General features: G+C 66.9%; 21 protein-coding genes. 10 read left to right on the top strand and 11 right to left on the bottom strand.

The annotated features are described in order from the left end of the window. The first annotated feature begins 51 nt into the window (after positions 1–51). Complete coding sequence (locus tag F813_RS0100610; RefSeq protein ID WP_017925164.1) at positions 52–1,737, top strand: alpha/beta-hydrolase family protein; 1,686 nt, start codon at positions 52–54, stop codon at positions 1,735–1,737. On the opposite strand, the gene F813_RS0100605 is transcribed toward F813_RS0100610, so the two are convergent. Next, a complete protein-coding gene (locus F813_RS0100605) occupies positions 1,734–2,150 on the bottom strand; it encodes an ABZJ_00895 family protein (RefSeq protein ID WP_017925163.1) in 417 nt (138 codons plus the stop codon). The genes F813_RS0100610 and F813_RS0100605 overlap by 4 nt on opposite strands. Before the next feature lie 94 nt (positions 2,151–2,244). Next, on the bottom strand, positions 2,245–2,610 hold the full coding sequence (locus tag F813_RS0100600; protein ID WP_012983695.1) for a hypothetical protein: 366 nt from the start codon (positions 2,608–2,610) through the stop codon (positions 2,245–2,247). Between the two features lie 168 nt (positions 2,611–2,778). Here F813_RS0100600 and F813_RS0100595 point away from each other — a divergent pair, with 168 nt between their 5' ends. The 3 genes from F813_RS0100595 (at position 2,779) to fliL (ending at position 4,965) form a co-directional block, all read left to right on the top strand. Further along, positions 2,779–3,426 (top strand): outer membrane protein, encoded by a 648-nt coding sequence (locus F813_RS0100595; protein ID WP_012983696.1) that lies wholly within the window; start codon positions 2,779–2,781, stop codon positions 3,424–3,426. A gap of 307 nt (positions 3,427–3,733) precedes the next feature. Next, on the top strand, positions 3,734–4,570 hold the full coding sequence (locus F813_RS0100590) for a zinc-dependent peptidase (RefSeq protein ID WP_017925161.1): 837 nt from the start codon (positions 3,734–3,736) through the stop codon (positions 4,568–4,570). Further along, positions 4,567–4,965, top strand: coding sequence for a flagellar basal body-associated protein FliL (fliL, locus tag F813_RS0100585; protein ID WP_012983698.1), 399 nt, complete (start codon positions 4,567–4,569; stop codon positions 4,963–4,965). The genes F813_RS0100590 and fliL overlap by 4 nt, the downstream gene beginning before the upstream one ends. A 119-nt stretch (positions 4,966–5,084) precedes the next feature. On the opposite strand, the gene F813_RS0100580 is transcribed toward fliL, so the two are convergent. Both F813_RS0100580 and F813_RS0100575 read right to left on the bottom strand, forming a co-directional pair. Continuing rightward, positions 5,085–5,381, bottom strand: a complete 297-nt coding sequence (locus tag F813_RS0100580) for a hypothetical protein (RefSeq protein WP_012983699.1) — start codon at positions 5,379–5,381, stop codon at positions 5,085–5,087. A 75-nt stretch (positions 5,382–5,456) separates the two neighbouring features. Then, positions 5,457–7,355, bottom strand: coding sequence for an ABC-F family ATP-binding cassette domain-containing protein (locus F813_RS0100575; protein WP_017925160.1), 1,899 nt, complete (start codon positions 7,353–7,355; stop codon positions 5,457–5,459). A 259-nt stretch (positions 7,356–7,614) separates the two neighbouring features. Between F813_RS0100575 and F813_RS0100570 the strand changes: the two genes are divergently transcribed. After that, the gene (locus F813_RS0100570) at positions 7,615–8,538 is read left to right on the top strand and encodes a GGDEF domain-containing protein (RefSeq protein ID WP_017925159.1); all 924 of its coding nucleotides are present in this window, start codon (positions 7,615–7,617) and stop codon (positions 8,536–8,538) included. A gap of 19 nt (positions 8,539–8,557) precedes the next feature. On the opposite strand, the gene F813_RS0100565 is transcribed toward F813_RS0100570, so the two are convergent. Together F813_RS0100565 and F813_RS0100560 are read right to left on the bottom strand one after the other, a co-directional pair. Continuing rightward, entirely contained in the window at positions 8,558–9,499 is a 942-nt protein-coding gene (locus F813_RS0100565; protein WP_017925158.1) for a hydrogen peroxide-inducible genes activator, read from the bottom strand. Continuing rightward, positions 9,496–9,849 carry a DUF3301 domain-containing protein gene (locus F813_RS0100560; RefSeq protein ID WP_012983703.1) on the bottom strand — a complete coding sequence of 118 codons (354 nt, stop codon included), beginning with the start codon at positions 9,847–9,849 and terminating at the stop codon, positions 9,496–9,498. Before F813_RS0100560 ends, F813_RS0100565 begins: the two co-directional genes overlap by 4 nt. 60 nt (positions 9,850–9,909) lie before the next feature. On the opposite strand from F813_RS0100560, the gene F813_RS0100555 reads away from it, so the two are divergent. The 4 genes from F813_RS0100555 (at position 9,910) to F813_RS0100540 (ending at position 14,575) form a co-directional block, all read left to right on the top strand. After that, positions 9,910–10,743: an inositol monophosphatase family protein gene (locus F813_RS0100555; RefSeq protein WP_012983704.1), complete on the top strand. Its 834-nt coding sequence runs from the start codon at positions 9,910–9,912 to the stop codon at positions 10,741–10,743. Positions 10,744–10,769: 26 nt separating this feature from the next. After that, entirely contained in the window at positions 10,770–12,137 is a 1,368-nt protein-coding gene (locus tag F813_RS0100550; protein ID WP_017925157.1) for an adenylate/guanylate cyclase domain-containing protein, read from the top strand. Beyond that, positions 12,137–13,279, top strand: a complete 1,143-nt coding sequence (locus F813_RS0100545) for a hypothetical protein (RefSeq protein ID WP_017925156.1) — start codon at positions 12,137–12,139, stop codon at positions 13,277–13,279. The genes F813_RS0100550 and F813_RS0100545 overlap by 1 nt, the downstream gene beginning before the upstream one ends. Positions 13,280–13,360: 81 nt before the next feature. Continuing rightward, complete coding sequence (locus F813_RS0100540; protein WP_012983707.1) at positions 13,361–14,575, top strand: TraB/GumN family protein; 1,215 nt, start codon at positions 13,361–13,363, stop codon at positions 14,573–14,575. A 1-nt stretch (position 14,576) separates the two neighbouring features. On the opposite strand, the gene F813_RS0100535 is transcribed toward F813_RS0100540, so the two are convergent. From F813_RS0100535 to F813_RS0100520, 4 genes are all read right to left on the bottom strand, one after another. After that, positions 14,577–15,575, bottom strand: coding sequence for a zinc-binding dehydrogenase (locus F813_RS0100535; protein ID WP_012983708.1), 999 nt, complete (start codon positions 15,573–15,575; stop codon positions 14,577–14,579). A 72-nt stretch (positions 15,576–15,647) separates the two neighbouring features. Beyond that, a complete protein-coding gene (locus F813_RS0100530) occupies positions 15,648–16,163 on the bottom strand; it encodes a Slp family lipoprotein (protein WP_051048340.1) in 516 nt (171 codons plus the stop codon). Continuing rightward, positions 16,144–16,716, bottom strand: coding sequence for a Slp family lipoprotein (locus F813_RS0100525; RefSeq protein WP_017925154.1), 573 nt, complete (start codon positions 16,714–16,716; stop codon positions 16,144–16,146). Before F813_RS0100525 ends, F813_RS0100530 begins: the two co-directional genes overlap by 20 nt. Positions 16,717–16,752: 36 nt before the next feature. Further along, positions 16,753–17,634, bottom strand: a complete 882-nt coding sequence (locus tag F813_RS0100520) for an HDOD domain-containing protein (protein ID WP_017925153.1) — start codon at positions 17,632–17,634, stop codon at positions 16,753–16,755. A 159-nt stretch (positions 17,635–17,793) separates the two neighbouring features. Here F813_RS0100520 and F813_RS0100515 point away from each other — a divergent pair, with 159 nt between their 5' ends. Then, positions 17,794–18,573 carry a dienelactone hydrolase family protein gene (locus F813_RS0100515; RefSeq protein WP_017925152.1) on the top strand — a complete coding sequence of 260 codons (780 nt, stop codon included), beginning with the start codon at positions 17,794–17,796 and terminating at the stop codon, positions 18,571–18,573. 82 nt (positions 18,574–18,655) lie between these two features. Here the strand turns inward: F813_RS0100515 and F813_RS0100510 are convergent, their stop codons facing one another. Further along, the gene (locus F813_RS0100510; RefSeq protein ID WP_017925151.1) at positions 18,656–19,951 is read right to left on the bottom strand and encodes a response regulator transcription factor; all 1,296 of its coding nucleotides are present in this window, start codon (positions 19,949–19,951) and stop codon (positions 18,656–18,658) included. Positions 19,952–19,965 lie beyond the last annotated feature (14 nt).

The following is a 19,965-nucleotide window of genomic DNA, read 5'->3' as shown; positions in this document are numbered from 1 at the left end:
CGTGGGCCAGACAGGATGAGGCTTTCCATCCGCGAAGGAACCGCGCACGCGATGTCTGTCGTCGCCCGTCTGCAAACCCGCCTGCGGCGCTTTATCTGGCCCGGCTGGGCCACCCGTGTCCTGGGATCGCTGTCCATCCCGGGGCTGATCCTGGCCACGCTGTTCTTCGCCGCCTCGCTGACCCCGAGCCTGATCCCGCGTACCGACGATGTACAGGGCATCCTGTCCGGTCTGTCGCTGGCCGCGGGCTACGGGTTGGGTGTGTTTTTCCACTGGCTGTGGTCCTACCTGGAGCTGCCCGAGCCCAGCGAGCGCGTACACAACACCCTGGTGCTGATCGCCGGCGGCGGGGCCGCGCTGATCGTGCTGGCCTTTCTGTGGCAGGCCACCGAATGGCAGAACACCATCCGCGAGTTGATGGATCAGGAGCCGGTGGACGGGGGCTTCCCGGTCCGCCTGGGGCTGATCGCCGCGGCGGTGTTCGCAGCGACCCTGGCCGTCGCCCGACTGTTCCAGTTGCTGGTGCGCTTTCTCGCGCAGCACCTGCGGCGTTTCATCCCCCGCCGGCTATCGAACGTAATCGGTGTCGTGGCGGCCGCCGCAGTGTTCTGGGCCGTGATCGACGGCGTCGTCCTTGAATACGGCCTGCGCACCGCCGATCGCAGCTTCCAGCAGTTCGACGTACGCGAGTACCCCGGGGCCGAGCAGCCAGCCAACCCCGACCGCACGGGCAGTGCCGAGTCGCTGATCTCCTGGGAAGAGGGCCTGGGTCGTCAGGGCCAGCGCTTCATCAGCGACACCCCGGCTGCGGCTGACATCGCGGACTTCACCGGTGAAAGGGCCCTGGATCCGATCCGAGTGTATGTCGGGCTGAATGCGGCCGAGGAAATCGAGGAACGCGCCCGCCTGGCCCTGCAGGAACTGCTGAGGGTGGATGCCTTCGACCGCTCGGTTCTGATCCTCGCCACGCCCACCGGACGCGGCTGGGTGGACAACCGCGCGATCGCGCCGGTGGAGTACCTGCATAACGGCGACATCGCAACCGTCGCCGTGCAGTACTCCTACCTTCCGAGCTGGCTGTCACTGATGTCGGAATCCCAGTACGGTCACGAGACCGCCCAGGCCGTGTTTGCGGAGATCTACAGCTACTGGAAACAGCTCCCCGCGGATGCACGGCCGGAGCTGTACCTCTATGGCCTGAGCCTGGGGGCGCTGAACTCCGAACGCGCGGCGGACCTGTACGACGTGATCGGCGACCCGTTCAACGGTGCGCTGTGGGCAGGGCCACCCTTCCGCAGCGAGACCTGGCGTGACATCACGCGCCAGCGTCAGCCGGATTCCCCGGCGTGGCTACCGCGTTTTCGCGACAGCTCGGTGGTGCGATTCACCAATCAGGAGAATCACCTGGACATCCCCGGCGCCTCCTGGGGCCCGATGCGCATCGTCTACCTGCAATATGCCAGCGATCCGATCACCTTCTTCGAACCACAGGCGCTGTATCGCAAGCCGGAGTGGATGCAGTCACCGCGCGGCCCGGATGTCTCGCCGAACCTGACCTGGTACCCGGTCGTCACCATGATGCAGCTGGCCGTGGACGTGGCCATTGGCGATGCCGCACCGCGCGGCTACGGACATGTCTATGCCACCGAGCACTACATCGACAGCTGGCAGGCGGTGACGGCCACGGAGTGGTCGGAAGACGAACTCGAGTGGCTGAAACGCCATCTGACCGACTAGTCGGAAGCCCCTTCTGGAATCAGGCCCCGCTTGCGCAGGTTGCGTCCAGTGAGGTTCACCAGCGCCACCACGAATCCCGCATAAAGCAGCGCGAAGAAGGCCGCTATCCCGAGGGCCACGGCGTCGAGTGCGATACCTTCGGCCCATACCAGCACTAGCGTGAGGGGGAACTGCGTACCCCAGAGCACGGCCACCATCACCGCGATCACCCACCGCTTCTCGGAGGGTGACAGATAGCGCCCGTTTCTGCGCCCGAAGGCCTCACATGGCCACATGACCGCCAGTACGAGAATCGCGATGCCGAGCGCCGTACCAAGCTCGTCCAGCCCGAACCAGGCAACCACCGCCATCGCAGCGATCGACAGCGAGAAATAAAGCAGTACGAAACGTAGAAGCAAGTTCTTGATGGACATCGTCTCCCCTCCATGGGACGTCTGGAAACCGCACGCCCTTGTGCGGCCTGGATGCACGCCGGAGTCCCCCGACATGCACCATCATGACATGCAGCTACTCCTTGGAAAACGCGGCGTCTTCGATAATCACGGGATAGGTGTAACCCGCGCCGAAGTCGCGATCCAGGATCAGGGTCCCGGTCACCGAAACGCGATCGCCCACCTCGGGCAGCTCCGTCGAGGTAATGGTGATGTAGTCACCCTCGTGGCCGGTGCCATCCACGAAGTGGATGAAGTTGCGGCCCATGATGTCCTCTTGCACCCGCCCAACGATACCTTCCAGACGTACCTGTTCGCCCTCCAGCTCGGACGGGGCCTGGTTCAGCTGTTCCACCGTATGCGGCTCGTCTGCCTGCACCACGGCACCCGCCACCAGCATCACCGCCAGCAGCAGCCCCGCGATTCCCGTTTGCTTGCGCATTGTTTGACCTCATTGCTTGCAGTGTGCAGCCACTCGGGCTGCTCGAAAGGGCGATTCTGGCATAGAACCCCTCATGCCAGCGCCCAGCGCGACGGAAACTGTGCCACCATTCCCCGCGCGCGGGAAATCCGAATCCTGTCGCGTTCACAACAAAAAGGGAGCATCGCCATGCACAACAAAAGCCGCTTCGGGATTGCCCTTGCGGGGGTTTTTTCTCTCCTGGCAATGGCCGGGTCCGCCCAAGCCAGTCCGTTCCACGGTTCGTACGTCGGCGGCCAGCTTGGCTGGGTGGGATACGACATTGACTACCGCGAAGCCGACGACGGCGGTATCTCCGGTCTCAGCGCCTCCGGCCTGACTGGCGGGGTAATGACCGGCTGGGGCACCGTCCTGGACAACGGGCTCTACCTGGGTGTCGAGTTCGACGCTCAGACCGAGGATGCCGATCTGACAGTCCGGATTGACGATGCGGAACTCGGGGTCGACAGCAAGTACAGCTATGGCATCACCGGCCGGCTCGGCACCACCGTCAACGACAGCGTCCTGCTCTACGGGCTGGCCGGCTACCAGCGCTCCCGTTTCGACTACCGTCTGACCGAAACCGACGAGGACCTGTCCCTCCGCTTCAAGGACAGCATCAACGGAGCCCGGATTGGTGTCGGCGTCGAATACCAGCTGGACAACCGCCTGTTCATGCGTGCCGAGTACTCCTACACCTTCTACGAGAGCGAACGCTATCGCATCGAAGACGAGTTCACCCTGCGCTTCGACCCCGACGCCCAGCGCTTCACGCTCGGCCTCGGCTATCGCTTCTGACCCCGCCCCCGTCGCGTCCGATCCGGGGCGCGACGGGTCCATCAGGAGGCCTGAGCCGCCTTCAGCCGGAGGGCTGCCACACGGTGCTTCAGACTCTCCACGGTGTAGTGGACGACCAGATACAGGCAGGACACGACCACAGGCGTAGTGCTCGGGTCCGAACTCGACGCCCTCCCGACCGCAGATGCCCTCCAGGCACCCCGCGCTCCGGCTCACACCCCCTCGGACCACCGAGCAAGCCCCCAGGGAAAGCATACGCCGGCCTAACGCGGCGGCAGTCGGGCCACAAACATGCGACGATTAACCCATGCACGATACGCCCCACTATCCGTTGCGCGGCCTGCTCAAACGGCTGATCGAGCCCTTTGCGACCGGCCATGGCGGCCGCGTGCCACTCGGCCCCGATGAATGGGAGACCCTGCGCCGCCAGGTTCCGTTCATCGCGACGCTCACGCCCGAGGAAGCCGAACGCCTGAAGGGGATGGTGGAAGAGCTGCTGGGCACCCGCGAGTTCGTGGGCATCGAGTCCGAGCCGACCCCCGGCCAGTGCCGCATGATCGCGGCCTACGCGGCACTGCCAGTCCTGGAGCTGGGGCTCGCCCCCTACCGCGACTGGCGCACGCTGGTGCTATACCCGGACACCTTCGTGCCGGAACACGAATGGGTGGACGAGGATGGCATCGTGCATCAGGGGGCCATGCCGCAGTCCGGCGAGGCCTGGGAGCGCGGACCGGTCATCCTGTCCTGGGCCGATGTCGTTCGCGACGGTGCCGTCGTGGTGCACGAGATGACCCACGTGCTGGATGCCGGCAACGGCGACGTGAACGGCTTTCCGCCGCTGGCGCGCGATCACTCCGCCGCAGACTGGACCCGCGACTTCACCGCAGCCTACGAGGCACTTGTCGAGGCCGTGGAATACGACGTCCCGGAAGACCAGCTACCGCTGGACCCTTACGCCGCGACCGCCCCGGAGGAGTTCCTGGCCGTGGCCGCGGAGGCCTTTTTCTTCGAGCCGCAAGGGCTGCGCGAGGCCCTGCCGGCGGTCTATGATCATCTGGTCCGGTATTTTCGCCAGGAACCGCACCGTCGCGCGGCGGCCATCGCCACGCAAGGGACCCACTTGCCACACGAGATCTCCGCATGAAGACCCTGTCACCAAGCCTTTTCCTGCTCACCATGCTGTGGTGGATCATCCCCGGCAGCGCTGTCGCGGTCGACGACCTCGACAGCCGCTACGTGACCCTGGAACCCGTGGTGGTCAACATGGAGTCCTCCGATCGCGCCCGTTACCTGCAAGCCAAGATTCAACTCGAGGCGGCGGAGATGGAGGATGCCCGCGAGATCCGTGGACATATTCCGGCCGTGCGCGACCGGCTCATTCGCATCCTGGGGGGGCGCTCGCCCGACAGCCTGCGCGGCAGCGCGGCCCGCGAAGACCTGCGCCAGGAGGCGATGGAAGAGCTCAACGAGCTGCTGGAGGAACTGACCGGCGCCCCGCGCATCGAGGCCCTGTACTTCTCGGACTTCATCCGCCAGTAGTAACGCGCGCCACCGGCCGGACAAAGAAGACCCCGGCAGCCAAGATCTGCCGGGGCCCAAGCTGCCCGACGGAGGACCGGGCCGGGGTCCCGCCAGGGACCCAGTTCATCCTGCCAAGATCAGTGCGGCCGGTGCAGCAGCGGCATCTCGCCACGCTCGACCATGTGCCGGATCAGGGTTGCCCGGCCAGGTTCTTCCTGCTCCAGCTCGGCAGCGCACTGTGAATCCTGGTGCGTGGCCTCGGCCAGCAGCACCTCGAGCTCACGCAGGTCCACCTTCGGCTGCTGCAGATCCTCCGGCTTCGGGTTTTCCACCATGTGGGTCTCCCAGAACATGCGCGGGTGCCAGCAGTGCAATTGCGCATCCGGGTGCTGAAAGAGTTCGACACAACGACGATTGAGTTCCTGTGCATTCATTGCGAATGACTCCTCGTGCCGGTGTATTCACTCTCCTGTATAGACCCCCGAATACCCGAGTGCAAGGCTCGGATATTAGACCTGGCCCACAGAATACCCGCGCGCTGACTCGAGCGCCTCCAGCGCCTCCATCCATTCAGCCTCGGCGTCCTCCAGACGCGCACGCAACTCGCCCTGCTCACGGGTCAGCTCGGCCAGCCGTCCCGCATCATCTCCGGTGTACAGTGCGGGATCGGCCAGCTCGCCCTCGATCGCCTCCAGCTGCTGCTGCAACTCACTACAGGCCTGCTCCGCCGCATCGGCCCGCTTTTGCAGTGGACGCAGCGCCGCGCGCGCCTGGGCGGCCTGCTGGCGACGCTCCTTCTGCGAACGTGGCGCTTCCGGCGCGGACGGCGCGGAGGCGACCGGCACCTCCCGTTCGCGCTGCAGCTCGCGCGCGTAGTCATCCAGGTCGCCGTCAAACTCGGTCAGACAGCCATCCTCGACCCGCCAGAAACGGTCGCAGACACGCGCCAGCAGTTCGCGGTCGTGCGCCACCACGACCAATCCGCCGGCATAGTTCTCCAGTGCCTCCGCCAGGGCCTCGCGCATGTCGAGGTCCAGGTGGTTGGTCGGCTCGTCGAGCAGCAACAGCGCGGGTGCCTGCCAGATGAGCATCGCCAGCACCAGACGCACCCGCTCGCCGCCGGAGCACTGTCCGACGGGGTTGTCCGCGCGCTCGCCGGGAAACCCCATGCCGCCCAGGAAGTCACGCAGGCGCTGTTCCGGTGCGTCGGCATCCAGCCGTGTCATATGGGTCAGGGGCGAGGCCGCCAGGTCCAGCTGCTCGCGCTGATGCTGGGCGAAGTAGCCTACCCGCAGGCCGGGGTCGACCCGCCGCTCGCCCGCCGTCGGCGCGAGCGTTCCTGCGAGCAGGGACAGCAGTGTCGATTTCCCGGCGCCGTTGGGTCCCAGCACCCCGATACGATCCTCCGGGCGCAGCCGCAGGTCGGTCGCCCGCAGGCGGCAGGTCTCGCCGTCGCAGACCTCCGCCGCCTCCAACGCCAGCAGTGGATCGGGCAGGCGCCCCGGCGTCGGAATCTCCAGGTGGATCGGGCGCGCGGCGCGGATTACCGCCACCTCGTCCAGCCGCTCGAGGCGCTTCAGCCGGCTCTGGGCCTGGCGCGCCTTGCTCGCCTTGGCGCGGAAACGGCGCACGAAGTCCTCCAGGTGCGCACGCTCGGCGGCGACCTTCGCCGCCGCCGCCTCGCTTTGTGCCGCGACCTCCGCGCGTCGTTTCTCGGCCTGGGTGTAACCCCCGCTGTAAAGCTCGATCCTTCCGCGCTCGATATGCGCGATGTGCGTGACCACCGCATCGAGGAAACGCCGGTCGTGGGCGATCACGATTACGGTGCCCGGATAGCGCGCCAGCCAGCCTTCCAGCCAGACGATAGCCTCCATGTCGAGGTGATTGGTCGGCTCGTCCAGCAGCAGGAGGTCCGAGCGGGTCATCAGGGTCCGTCCCAGACCAAGCCGCATCCGCCAGCCACCGGAGAAGTCGCTCATCGGGCGATCGGCATCCTCCGGCGCAAACCCGAGACCGGCCAGCAGGCGGCGCGCGCGGGCCTCGGCGGACCAGCCATCGACCGCATCGATGGCCGCATACAGCCGCGCGTGTTCCGCGCCGTCCTCGACCAACTCCAGCTGCCGCTCCAGGTCGCGCAGCTCGGCATCGCCATCGAGTACATAGTCAACCGCTCGACGAGGGCTGCCCGGGACCTCCTGCGGGAGGTGGGCCACCACCCACTCCGCCGGAACCTCGACATGGCCCGCATCCACGGAGAGTTCGCCTTGCAATGCGGCCAGCAACGAGGACTTGCCGCAGCCATTCGCCCCGGTAAGCCCTACGCGCCAGCCGGCGTGAACAGTCAGATTGCTGTGCTGCAGCAGCACCTGCCGGCCACGCCGCAGCTCGATGTCGGAGAGTCGGATCATGGGCGTAGTGTAGGGAAACGGGTACCCGCGCACACACGGGGGTTCGCGTTTAAAGCCCCTCCCGACCCATGCGTCAATTTATTGCCACCCTTTGCCGCCGGAGGCGGCTCTGCCTTGCCACCCCGGCAGGCAGGCGCCGATTTTCTGTCACCGCGCCCAAGCGAATAGATCCATCATTCTGTTTATTAAAGGCTTTCATCAAGTGGCACAAAATTCGCTTCATCTTGACCCCAAGACTTCTGGATACGGCGAGGCTGCCATGAATCGCGACGGAAACGCAGGGAATCTGCGCCTGGTATCGGGCAAGGGGAAATCCACCGAACGCCCCGAGGCCCCATTTGACGCGCTGGCCTTCGTCCAGTCCCTGACCGCGACACTGGAATTCGACGCCGTCCTTCAGCGCCTGCAAGAACAGCTCCATACCCTCCTGCAGCATTCCGGGTGGATCTTCTACACCGATGGCGACGACCAGTCCTGGTCGGGCGGCGAGGATGACCGCCACCGCATCGAATACGGGCTTAGCTACAACGGCGCCACCATGGGCTCCTTGATCCTGATGCGCGGACGCCGTTTCAGTGATGCAGAACAGCAGCAGATCGAGGCGCTGCTCGGGCTGGCGGCCCCCGCCCTGCACAATGCCCACCGGTTCCGGCGACTGATGTCCAACCTGGAGAGCGACGAACTCACAGGACTGGGCAACCGCCGCGCCTTCGAGATCCAGGGCGCCAAGTGGCTGGCCGACTGCCGCCGCCAGGACCGCCCACTGTCCGTGCTGGCCATCGACCTGGACCACTTCAAGCGCATCAACGACGACTACGGCCATGCGGTAGGCGACGAGCTGCTGCGCCGCGTAGCGGACACGCTGCGTGCGGCCACACGTCAGTCCGACCTGCTGGTGCGTATGGGCGGAGAGGAATTCCTGGCCGTCTTGCCGGGGGCCGACCTGGCCTGCGCCATGGAATGCGCGGAACGCATCCGCACGGCGATTGCGAATATCCGCGCCACCGCGACCGCCGATGATGCATCAGCCCTGCAATGCGAGGGCATGGTCAAGGTCACCGCCAGCATCGGCGTCGCGAGCGTGGGCCGCAGCACAACGCTGCAGGCCCTCTATCAGAAGGCCGACGAAGCGCTGTACGCCGCCAAGCAGTCCGGACGCAACCGCGTCCTGGCGGGCAACTGACCCCCAACCGAAGCTGTACTCAGGGGTTCTCGCCGGGCTGAATGAAATCCACACAGGTGAGCGCCGTGGCCAGGATGGCCTGACGCAGGGCCTCGATCGCCTCCGGCCGCGGGAAACTGGTACGCCAGGCCAGCGCTACCCGGCGGCTGGGCGCCGGGTCCTCGAATCGACGCACGGCCAGCAGGCGCTGGGCGTAGCGATCGGCCCCCACCGCCGTACACGGCAGAATGGTCACGCCCATACCCGAGGCCACCATATGGCGAATGGTCTCCAGCGAGGAGCCCTCCATATTGCGCGGCGTACTGCCATCGGCGGTGACCGTCCTCTGGCAGGCAGGACAGCGCTCCAGCACCTGATCACGGAAGCAGTGCCCGGCACCGAGCATCAGCAAGGTGGCGTCCGCCATGTCCTCGAGGGTCAGCGTCTTCTTGTCCTGCAGGGGGTGGCCGCCCGGCAGCACCGCGACGAAAGGCTCGTCGTACAACGGCAGCGTGACCACCCCCGGCTCTTCGAACGGCAACGAGATGATGATCGCGTCCAGTTCGCCGTGCTTCAGTCGCTCGCGCAATCGGTCGGTGTAGTTCTCCTCGATCACCAGCGGCATTCTGGGTGCACGCTCGCGCAGCACCGGGATCAGCTCGGGCAGCAGGTACGGGCCAATGGTGTAGATGGCCCCGAGTCGCAGGGGACCCGCCAGCTGGTCCTGACTCTGCACCGCCACCGCACGCAGATGCTCCACCTCGGTCAGCACCCGACGGGCCTGGGTCACGATTTGCTCGCCGGCCGGGGTCACGCTGACCACGCCACGGCCACGCTCGAACAGCGTAACCCCCAGTTCATCTTCAAGTTTGCGAATGGCGACGGACAAAGACGGCTGACTGACATGACAAGCCTCGGCCGCTCGACCAAAATGGCGCCGGTCGGCCACCGCAACGACATAGCGCAGCTCGCTCAGCGTCATCGTTCGGGGCCCCGATGCCCCGCACCGTTATCGCCATCCACCAGGCGCCCGTCATCGGGCAGGTCGAGGGTGACATGGCGCAGGCGACGGCCGTCCAGCGAGATCTCGCCGACATGTCGGCTGGCCCCATCGGTGGCGAATTCAAAGCGGTATTGCCGCCACCAGGCCAGGCCTCCGGGCCGGCGTCGAATGGACTGGCGCGTGCGTACCACGCTGCCATCCAGCAACTGTACGCCGGCCTGTTCGCAACTGCGCCGCGCGATCTGTCGCACCCGTTCGTGGGTGCGCCAGGAGTCGTTCACGTAAAAGGCCACCAGAACCAGGGCGAGGATTATCAGCAAAGCCGTCATGGACGGGTATGATACCCACATTCCATTTCTTGCCGACGACCGCCCTGCACTCGACGTCCCATGTCCATCAGCATAAATGCATTCAATCAACTCGCCGGAGAGCTCCGTTCTGTTGGCCAGAGCGAGCTGCTACCCCGCTTCGAGGCCGGGATTGCGGTGGACTACAAGGCCGATGGCTCGGTGATCACGCAGGCCGACCATGCCGTCGATGCACGACTGCGCGACCTGCTGGGGACCGCGATCGCAGGCGAACCCGTACTGAGCGAGGAGCAATCGCGGCAGGAGCAGGCCCGCGTACTCGACCAGGCACCCGCCTTCTGGCTGGTCGACCCGCTGGACGGCACCAGTAACTTCGCCGGCGGCATGCCCTTTTTCGCGATCTCGATTGCGCGCATCGAGGGCGACCGCGTCACCCACGGCGCGACCTACGACCCGGTACGGGACGAACTCTTTACCGCAAAAGAAGACGGGCCCCTGCTGCTGAACGATGCGCCACCCCCGACAGCCGCCCGCGCGCCGGCCAGCCGCCTGGACAAAGCCATCGCCCTCGTCGACTACAAGCGTCTGGACCCCGGTCTTGCGGCGGCCATGGCCACCGACGCCCCCTACCGCTCGCAGCGCAACCTGGGGGCTTGCGCCCTGGAATGGGCCTGGTTGGCGGCCGGGCGCGCCGATCTGTACCTGCATGGAGGACAGGCCCTGTGGGACAGCGCCGCCGGGACCCTGATGCTGGCCCGCGCCGGTGGCACGATGAGCAACCTCGAGGGAGAGGCGGCGTTTGACCGTTCCCTGGACAAGCGCTCGGCCATCGCGGCCCGTTCGGCCGCGTTGTTCGATCAATGGCAGGCGTGGACCGCCCCACGCCGACAGCTCTCCATGGCGTCTCTCTCGTGAAATCTCGAAAGCCAAACAACGGGCGTTTGTCGGCGGGCGATTTCACCCCCCGCTACCTCCCCATCGCCTGGAAGATCGTCGCGGTCGTCGCCATCCTGACCCTGCTGGGCATCGGCACCCTTTCGGTGGTGGTGCTGAACCAGGTCACCAATGTCCTCAACAACCAGATCCAGGCCCAGGCCGAACTGACCCTGGCGCCCGTCGCCCGCACCTCGGCCGAACTGATGCTGGCCGAGGACTACCTGACCCTGGAGACCCTGCTGAACTCGCTGGTCGAAGACGGTCGCGTCGAGTCGGTCACCGCCTACGCCATCGATCGCGGCGTGATCGCCTCGGCCGGCACCCCGCCCTCTCCCGGAGGAGGCATCAGCGAGGGGGTGTGGCCACTGGCGGGCCCGGTAGAGCCCTACCAGCGCGAGGTGCACTTTCAGGATGTCCAGGTCGGGTACATCGAGGCGCACATCGACACGACCCCCATGCAGGAGCTGATCCGCAACACCATCAATGCGGGGATTGCGACGGCGATCGGGGTCTTTCTGCTCAGCCTGATCCTGGCGATCGACATCAGCAAGCGCCTGGTGCGTCCGCTGGAGCGCCTGGCACATGCCATGCGCGAACGCATACGCCATCCAGTCGACGAGCACGGGCGCCCCTTGCCGATGGTGCACGAGGACGAGATCGCCCAGCTGACCGACGCCTTCAACAACATGGCCCAGGACCTGCTGCGCAAGGACCAGGTCGAATCGGCCCTGCGCCGTTATGTCTCCGACGCGATCGCGCAGGACATCCTGGAGAATCTCGACCGGATCGAGCTCGGAGGGCGGGCGGTCGAGGGCTCGGTGCTGTTCGCGGACATCAAGGGCTATACCGCGCTGTCGGAACGCTGCACCCCGGAAGAACTCGGCCGCATGCTGAATGAATTCTTCGGTCCGATGGCGGAATGTATTGCCCGTCACGGTGGGACGGTAGACAAGTACATGGGCGACTGTACCATGGCGGTGTTTGGCCTCGGCGGTGACGAGAACCATCGCCAGACGGCCGCACGAACCGGACTCGCGTTGCTGGAAACGGTCGCCGCGATCAACGCCGAACGCGAGGCCCGGGGCGAGGAACGCGTCGAATTCCGCATTGGCTTGAACGCGGGCGAGATGCTGGCCGGCAACATGGGCGCACAGGATCGCATGCAATTCACCGTGGTCGGCGACACCGTCAACGTGGCGGCTCGCCTGGTCACGGTCGCGCCATCCGCCGGCATGGTAACCACGCAGTGCTTCATGGAGCATGAGCAGGTGAAAGGGCAGTTTGAAACCGAACACTGGGGGACGCACGAGTTACACGGCGTCAGCGAACCCGCCGAGGTGATTCGTATCCTCGCGGTGGCGGACGCCCATTGATGAGACTCCCCGGCGCGCGACCAGGCCTGCTGCTGGCCACCCTCGCCCTGCTTTTTTTCCAGGGCTGTGCCGGCATGCAGCCCTTCATGACGGCGGAAGACCAGATTGAAGCCGCCGTCGAGGAAGGCGAGTACCAGCGCGCCCTGGAGCTGATCGACGAGCACGAGCCCGAGCCAGCCGCCGAATGGGCCTCGCGCCGCGAGCAGATCGAGATCATGGCACAGGAAGCAGCGGAACAGGCCATGAAGGACGCACGGGCTGTTTCCGCCGAGGGCGCGGTCGCGGAGGCCCTGGGAATCCTGGAAGACGCCGAGTCCCGCCTGCCCGAAAGCGAGGAGCGTGCCCGCTTCATTGACCAGCTCGAGCGCCAGCGCCAGGTCGGCCTGCGCACCCTGCAGCAGCGCCACGATGTCCTCGAGGCCCGCAACCTGGTTCAGCAACTCCGCCTGCTGGAGATCATGCGTCCCCTGGTTCCGGATACCGATCAGCTGCCCGCGGACCCGGACGCCCTGAGCGAACGGGCCCCCGCCCTGGCCGAGGCCCTGGAGCAGTATGCCGACGACAGCGAGGGGCGCGAGCGCCTGGACCTGCTGCGCCTGGCACAGGATTTATCCCCGGTCAGCGAACGGGCCGCCCGCATCCGCGAACTCCAGGAAGAGATGCGCACGCGCGAGGAAGACAAGGACCGCGAAGAGCAGGCCGAACGCCTGTCCGCGATCAACGCGCAGCTGCGTCAGGCACTGCAGGCCGGCGAATTGCAGCGGGCCGCCCAGTGGTGTCGCAGCCGAGACATCCAGTTGGACGAGGACGCCTCCGGCCCCGACCAGGCCGCCCAGCGGGCGCGCATCTCCCTGTGCGATGAGTGGCGCGAACAGCGCGACCAGCGCGCCGAGCACCTGCTGGAAGAGGGTCGCCGCCAGTACACGGCCGGCCAGATCCAGGAGGCGGTCAACACCTGGGAAGAAGGACTTGCGCTGGCCCCCAGTCATTCCGGGCTGGCCACCGCGCGCGAGCGGGCCCTGCGCGTACTCGAGCGGCTGGACACCCTGCGCATCCCCGAGGCCCCGGCGCCGGTCGACCCGGAGGCCTCCCCCATCCCCGACACCGAGGATGCCGAGGGGGACGAGGAGTCGGAGTCCTGATATCCACAAGCTGGCAGGTCGTCCCCATGCGGCGACCCTGCTAGGATTGCCGCGCCCGCCTAACCGGAACCACCCCCTGCGATGAGTGCTTCTGTCCACGAGTTGATCACCGACGAACCCCACCGCGTCCTGCAGCTGGGCGATACCGAGGTCGTGGTACTGGGCACCGCGCATGTATCCCGCGCCAGCGCCGACAAGGTGCGTGCCCTGGTCGACACCGGCGAGTTCGATGCGGTGGCCATCGAACTGTGCGAGAGCCGCCAGCGCGCGATGCTGGATCCCGACGCGGTCGGGCGCATGGATCTGTTCAGCGTAATGCGCCAGGGGCAGGCCCCGATGATCGCCGCGAGCCTCGCGCTGGGCGCCTACCAGCAGCGCCTGGCGGAACAGTACGGAATCGAGCCCGGTGCCGAAATGCGCGCGGCAATGGACGTGGCGCTGGATCGCGGCCTGCCGCTGGCGCTGATCGACCGCGACCTCGGCCTGACGTTGCGGCGCACCTATCGCGCCGTGCCCTGGTGGCAGCGCATGGGCCTGATCGGCGGGCTGTTCGGCTCGGTTCTCTCGCGCGAGAAAATCGACGAATCGGAGATCGAACGGCTGAAGGAAGGCGACATGCTGGAGTCCACCTTCAGCGAATTCGCCGAACAGTCGGAGGATCTCTATCGCACGCTGATCCACGAGCGCGACCAGTATATGGCGGCCCACCTGCGGCGTCTGGCCGAGTCCGGCAACCACCGCCGCATCCTCGCCGTGGTCGGTGCCGGGCACCTGTCCGGGATCGCGACCCAGGTGGAAGACGAGCTGACGCCGCCCGATGCCATCCTGGACTCCCTCGACCAGCCACCACCCAAAGCGCGCTGGCCCAAGATCCTGCCGTGGGTGATCGTCGCCGTGATCCTGACCGGCTTCGTGATCGGTTTCCTGCGCAACCCGGACATCGGCCTGCAGATGGTGATGGACTGGGTGATGATCAACGGCGGCCTGGCCGCCATTGGCGCGATTATCGCGCTGGCGCATCCGCTGACCGTGCTCACGGCGGCGCTGGCTGCACCCCTGACCTCGCTGAACCCGACCATCGGGGTGGGCTTCGTCGCGGCCGCGGCCGAGCTGTTTCTGCGCAAACCACGGGTCGACGACTTTGCGCGCCTGCGTCAGGACACCACCACCCCGCGGGGCTGGTGGCGCAACCGGGTCTCGCGCGTGCTGCTGGTCTTCCTGCTAACAACGCTCGGCTCCGCGGCCGGCACCTATATCGGTGGCGCGCGCATATTCAGCCACCTGTTCGGTAGCTAACCTACTCCGGGATCCGCAGGACCAGCTTGCCGCGACGCCCGCCGGCCTCGATGCGCCGGTGCGCCTCGGCCGCCTCGGCCAGTGGCAGGCTGTCCTCTACATTGACCTGCAGCCGTCCGCTGGCCAGGCGCGCGAGTCCCTCGGCCACCAGCGTAGCCTGGTGCTTCAGGCGCCGACGATCCCCTTCCAGCATCGGGGTCAGCATCAGCTCCAGGCTGATACTGGGGTTGCGCAGACGCGCCGCGTTCCAGTCCACGTCATCCGGCGGCGCCAAAAGGGTCACCAGGTCACCGCCGTAGGCCACCTGTGCCAGCCCGTCGCGAAAGACCGGCCCGCCCACGGTATCCAGCACGATGTCGAAACCGCGACCGTCGGTGTAGGCCCGGATCGACTCCTCGGCATCGGGCCGGGCCAGGTCGACCACGTCGCCGCCCAGGCCGGTCACCAGGCGCCGAGCCTCCTCGCGCCGCACCAGTCCCAGGACCCGGGCGCCGGCCGCGCGTGCGATCTGCACGGCCATCTGCCCCACCCCGCCTGCAGCGGCATGCACCAGCACGGTCTGCCCGCGCTGCAGATCGGCACGCTCGAACAATGCCTCCCAGGCCGTGAGCCAGGTCAGCGGCAGGGACGCGGCCTGCAGGTCCGTCACCGCGGCCGGCACCGGCACCACGGCCGCCTCCGGGACTACCACCTGCTCGGCATAGGTACCCGGGTCCGCCCCCACGCCACCAAAGCAAAAGGACACGCGCTGCCCCGGGCGAACATGGCGCACACCACTGGCGCAGGACTCGACCACACCGACGCCGTCACAACCGGGCGTGTTGCGTGGCGCGCCGGGCACCAGCATGCCTCGCGTCCGAACCTTGGTGTCGACGGGATTCACCCCAGCCGCCAGCAGCCGAATCTTTACGTCGTCAGTCCCTTCAAGCTCGGGCTCGGGGACCTCCCTTAGTTCCAGAACATCCGCCCCACCGGGCTCGTCGAAAACGATGGCTCGCATCGAGCGACTCCTCGTGTTTGAACATGCCTTGTGGATTTTGATACCGCTTCGGGAAGTCTTTCCAGCGACGCGCTAGAGGCCAATCCCGATACCGATCCCGAAACGTACGCCCGACGAAGGTCTAGGAGGCTCCGGGTCTGGCCACAGATGGACCGAGTAGGCGTCCAGCAGCGGGAAGACGTAGGCCAGCTCCCCGATCGAGCCTTCCTCGGTCCCCGAAACCGTCCCCACCGCCGTAACGCGCCGACCCGGGCGGTAGTCGACCGGATCGGCAAATCCATCGAGCTTGAGGCGAAAACGCCCCGTATTGGCCTGCCGTGTCTGGGGCTCCTGGCGCTGCAACGGGTAGCTGACCACCTCGAGTACCGTGCTGTCCGCACGATTGTCGACCCGCGCGATCACCCCGCCCCAGACCTGGTCCTCGGCGGGCAGGTTGTCGGCCGTCACGCTGCGCGGGGGCACCGGATCACCCACCGCATCGGGGATGTCCAGCGGGCCGGCGGCACAGCCCGCCAGCAGTACCGGCGCGCACATCAGCGCCAGCGCAGCGACCCGGCTTCGCCATGCGTTACCAGTACCAGGGATCATATCGCCAGGGGTCGTGACGCCAGTGGTAGGGGTGCGGCCGCCAGTACGGGCCCATATAGCCCGGCGGGCCCCAAGGGTCGTAGTAATACGGATCGCGCGGCGGGGGGCGCTTGGCCCACAGGTGTACCGTCTGTGCCTCGATGCGGACGAAGCGATAGTCGAACTCGCCAATTGAGCCGTCCTCTATGCCGCCCAGTCGCCCGCGCACCGTGACCTCGCGCCCCTCCTCGTACACCTGGGGATCGAGGAAGTCGTCGATATAGGCGCGGAACCGCCCTTCCGACTGGTCGACCTCGCGCGGACGAGCCTCGCGACTGAGCGGGCGCGCCACCACCTCAAGTCGGGTGCCATCCCGGGTGTTCTCGACCTTTGCAATGACACCGCCCCAGACCACAGCCTGACCCTTGGTCGCCTCGGGATCGGCGAGGACCTCGGCGCGGGTCAGGGGCTCCTCCGGCAGGGGCTCGATCCCTTCGGGGATGCTCGCACAGCCCACGAGCAATCCGCCCAGCAGCAAGGTGGTCAGCGCAGAAAAGTGACGCAGAAGGTTCATGCCTCTAGGACCGCCCGCAGCACACCAAGGTTCGCATCACTCCGGGCCTGGCGCACAAAGCGCCTCGACATCCACGATCTCGTGCTGGGCCGCCTCCACGGCCCGCAGCAGGTCCTCCGGCTCCAGCCCGACGGCCTGCCAGACACCCTCGTCCACCGGTGGAGCATCGGCCCAGTCGCGCGAGTCAATCTCGGCCAGGTGGGCCCCCGTATTGGCGAGATGCACCAGCATCACTGCCAACCGGTGCACCTCGGGCGCCGACTGCGGGTGGTGGTGTCCGGCCACGCAGGCCACCAGCCCCTCCGGCAGCCCCCAGTGGGCGGCCAGCGCCCCGCCCAGCTCCGCGTGGTCGAAACCCAGTTGCTCACGCTCGGCCCGCTGTGGACTCGGGCCCGTCCCGATATCCAGACTGGAGAGAAACGCACGGTGCGCCGCCTCCGGCGACTGGGTGAACAGCAAGAGCTTGCCCAGGTCATGCAACAGCCCGGCGAGAAAGACGCTACCGGCCTGGCGCGGCAGAACCCGGTCGGCCAGGTGGCGGGCGATGACCGCACAGTAGGCGGAATGGCGCCAGAACACCTCCAGCGGCAGACGCTCCTGGTCGGGGATGCTGCCAGTCGCGCGGGTGATCGCACCGGCGACGACCAGACGCTTAAGGGTGTCGCGTCCGAGCAGGCTCACCGCCCGTTCCACGGTATCGACGCTGCGCGTCTGCGCGTACGCCGGGCTGTTGGCCAGGCGCAGAACGAGGGCCACCAGACCGGGGTCACGTCCCAGGGTCGCGGCGATCTGCCCCGGGGTACTGGTGTCATCCTCCAGCAGGCGCGCGACCTCGAACACGACCTGCGGCATCGCCAGCAGCTTGTCGGCCGACTGGACGCGCGCCTCGAGGCTCTCCGTTGCGTGCATCTCGGACATCCTGATTCTCCATGACAGGGCCGCCCGCCCCGCTGTGTCTACTGTAGCCCCATGCCTCCCGTCAGGGAAACGAAGCGCGGGCAAATCGCGGCGGAACGAACCATAATCAGGTACTCGGGTCACTAATGGTTGCTTGTACCCCACAACGGAGGTTGTCCCATGGCGTTTCGACTGACCGCTGCACTACTGGCCTTTACCCTCCCCGGCCTGGCGCTGGCCGGCATCCAGACCGAGGAGGTCACCTACGAACATGATGGCGAGGAGATGACCGGCTATCTCGCCTATCCCGATAGCGACGGCCCCCACCCGGGCGTCCTGGTGGTCCATGAATGGTGGGGCCACAACGAATACGCCCGCGACCGGGCCGAGCAACTGGCACGCGAGGGCTATGCCGCCTTCGCACTGGACATGTACGGCAGCGGCAAGAGAGCCGACCACCCATCCGAGGCGGGGGAGTTCGCCGGGCAGATTCGCGGCAACCGCGACCTGATGCTGGGCCGCTTCGAGGCCGCCCATGACTGGCTCAAGGACCACGATGCCACAGCCGACCAGGCACTGGCGGCGGTCGGCTACTGCTTCGGCGGCACGGTGGTGCTGGAGGCCGCGCGCGCCGGCATGGACCTGTCCCTGGTTGCCAGCTTCCACGGCGCACTGGTAACCGACCACCCGGCCGGCACGGGCGACGTCACGGCCGAGGTCCTGGTGTTCAACGGTGCGGCCGACCCGATGGTTCCGCCGGAGCAGGTGGCGGACTTCCGCGAGGAGATGGACAACGCCGAGGCCACCTATACCTTTGTCGACTTCTCCGGAGTGGTGCACAGTTTCACCAACCCCGGGGCCGATGAGATCGCCGAGAAGTTCGACATGCCGGTGGGCTACGACGAGCGGGCTGACCGCGACTCCTGGAAGCACCTGCTGAGCGCCCTGGAACGCATGTAATTCGAACATCTGGCAGTACTTGAGCGTGGCGGGCCCGTTGCCCGCCACGCTCAATTTACGCTACCCGGGCCCGCTGATCCGATCAGAAGTTGCGGAAAAAAATCAGCGTCCCAAGCCCCACCACCACGGCCACCATGACCAGAATCGCCAGCTTCAGCCAGCGCCAGCCACGAGAAGGCGCCGGACGACTGCGGCGTTTGCGCGATGAAGGCCTGGCCGCCGGCGTATCGGCGGCCAGTGCCGGTGCGGGCGACATCGGTTCGTTGGTACGGGCCACCAGCGGTTCTTGCGCCCCCCCGCGCGCAGCAGCGGCGTCACGCTCCTGCCCCGACAGAGACGCCACCGGATCCGGCGACGTCGACCCCAGCTCCAGTTCGCGAATGCGGGCTCGCAGGGTCTGATTGCGTTCGCGTGCCTCCTCCAGCTCCTGCTCACGACGGGCCAGCCGTTCGGCAAGGGCCGAGGAGGAGCCATCCTGCTCCGAACAGCGCGCCTCCAGGTCCGCCCGTGCCCGCTCGGCTGCGGCGGCACGCTCGCACTGCTGATTGCGCTCCTGACGCAGCCGGGACGCCTCTTCCAGGGCCTGATCCCGCTCCTTCTGCACGGTCTCGCGCAAGCGGTCCAGCTCCACCAGCTCGTGGTCCAGCCGGATATTCTCGTTCTCGAACTCGCGCACCCGGGCACGTAGTATTTCCAGCTCCTCGACCTGCTCGGGCGAGTCCGGAGTGGCCGTCTCTTCTCCCGGGTCTTCGCCCGCGATCAGCTCGGCCGCCTGCAGCTCGGCCAGCTGGCCTTCGCTTTCCTCGGCGCGCTGCAAGGCGGCCGTCGCCTCGTCGTGCGCTTCGCTCAGCGCGGCACGCAGGCGTTCGATCTCGCGCTGCGCCTCGCGTTCGCTGGCGGATTGCTGGCGGAGCATCAACTCGCGCCGCAGCCGGTCCACTTCCTGCCGCAGTAGCTGGTCACCGCCACCCCCAGGGGTCAGCGGCAGCAGGTCATTGACCACCTCGCGCACACGACCGGGCACAAAGGGCTTCATCAACACGGCGTTGGCGCCCAGTTGCAGCCATTCGCGACTGGCTTCCTCGTCGCTTTCCTGGCCGGTGATGATGGCCACCGGAAGATCGGCCGGGAGCCCTTCGGCGCCATCGCGAATACGCAACAACAGGTCCTGGCCATCCAGCCCCGGCATGGACAGGTCCGTCAGCACCAGACCGATATCGGCATTGCGCTGCAGGAGAGACCAGGCCTCTTCGCCATCCGCGGCCTCGTAGACCACACGCTCACCCTGCAGGATGCGCTGCAGGGCGATCCGGATCACCTTGGAATCATCCACCACCAGAATGGCGGTGCGGGTCGTTGCCGATTGTTGTTCACTCATCAAAGTCCCCCGGG

This window comes from Thioalkalivibrio sp. HL-Eb18, assembly GCF_000364985.1.
Taxonomy (GTDB): domain Bacteria; phylum Pseudomonadota; class Gammaproteobacteria; order Ectothiorhodospirales; family Ectothiorhodospiraceae; genus Thioalkalivibrio.
The sequence above is the reverse complement of the archived record's forward strand: the minus strand, read 5'-3'. Positions and strand labels throughout refer to the sequence as shown.

Excerpts from the sequence above, each read along its gene's own strand:
- F813_RS0100610 (WP_017925164.1), top strand. The coding sequence starts at position 52 with ATGTCTGTCGTCGCCCGTCTGCAAACCCGCCTGCGGCGCTTTATCTGG.
- F813_RS0100605 (WP_017925163.1), bottom strand. The coding sequence starts at position 2,150 with ATGTCCATCAAGAACTTGCTTCTACGTTTCGTACTGCTTTATTTCTCG.
- F813_RS0100600 (WP_012983695.1), bottom strand. The coding sequence starts at position 2,610 with ATGCGCAAGCAAACGGGAATCGCGGGGCTGCTGCTGGCGGTGATGCTG.
- F813_RS0100595 (WP_012983696.1), top strand. The coding sequence starts at position 2,779 with ATGCACAACAAAAGCCGCTTCGGGATTGCCCTTGCGGGGGTTTTTTCT.
- F813_RS0100590 (WP_017925161.1), top strand. The coding sequence starts at position 3,734 with ATGCACGATACGCCCCACTATCCGTTGCGCGGCCTGCTCAAACGGCTG.
- fliL (WP_012983698.1), top strand. The coding sequence starts at position 4,567 with ATGAAGACCCTGTCACCAAGCCTTTTCCTGCTCACCATGCTGTGGTGG.
- F813_RS0100580 (WP_012983699.1), bottom strand. The coding sequence starts at position 5,381 with ATGAATGCACAGGAACTCAATCGTCGTTGTGTCGAACTCTTTCAGCAC.
- F813_RS0100575 (WP_017925160.1), bottom strand. The coding sequence starts at position 7,355 with ATGATCCGACTCTCCGACATCGAGCTGCGGCGTGGCCGGCAGGTGCTG.
- F813_RS0100570 (WP_017925159.1), top strand. The coding sequence starts at position 7,615 with ATGAATCGCGACGGAAACGCAGGGAATCTGCGCCTGGTATCGGGCAAG.
- F813_RS0100565 (WP_017925158.1), bottom strand. The coding sequence starts at position 9,499 with ATGACGCTGAGCGAGCTGCGCTATGTCGTTGCGGTGGCCGACCGGCGC.
- F813_RS0100560 (WP_012983703.1), bottom strand. The coding sequence starts at position 9,849 with ATGACGGCTTTGCTGATAATCCTCGCCCTGGTTCTGGTGGCCTTTTAC.
- F813_RS0100555 (WP_012983704.1), top strand. The coding sequence starts at position 9,910 with ATGTCCATCAGCATAAATGCATTCAATCAACTCGCCGGAGAGCTCCGT.
- F813_RS0100545 (WP_017925156.1), top strand. The coding sequence starts at position 12,137 with ATGAGACTCCCCGGCGCGCGACCAGGCCTGCTGCTGGCCACCCTCGCC.
- F813_RS0100540 (WP_012983707.1), top strand. The coding sequence starts at position 13,361 with ATGAGTGCTTCTGTCCACGAGTTGATCACCGACGAACCCCACCGCGTC.
- F813_RS0100535 (WP_012983708.1), bottom strand. The coding sequence starts at position 15,575 with ATGCGAGCCATCGTTTTCGACGAGCCCGGTGGGGCGGATGTTCTGGAA.
- F813_RS0100530 (WP_051048340.1), bottom strand. The coding sequence starts at position 16,163 with ATGATCCCTGGTACTGGTAACGCATGGCGAAGCCGGGTCGCTGCGCTG.
- F813_RS0100525 (WP_017925154.1), bottom strand. The coding sequence starts at position 16,716 with ATGAACCTTCTGCGTCACTTTTCTGCGCTGACCACCTTGCTGCTGGGC.
- F813_RS0100520 (WP_017925153.1), bottom strand. The coding sequence starts at position 17,634 with ATGTCCGAGATGCACGCAACGGAGAGCCTCGAGGCGCGCGTCCAGTCG.
- F813_RS0100515 (WP_017925152.1), top strand. The coding sequence starts at position 17,794 with ATGGCGTTTCGACTGACCGCTGCACTACTGGCCTTTACCCTCCCCGGC.
- F813_RS0100510 (WP_017925151.1), bottom strand. The coding sequence starts at position 19,951 with ATGAGTGAACAACAATCGGCAACGACCCGCACCGCCATTCTGGTGGTG.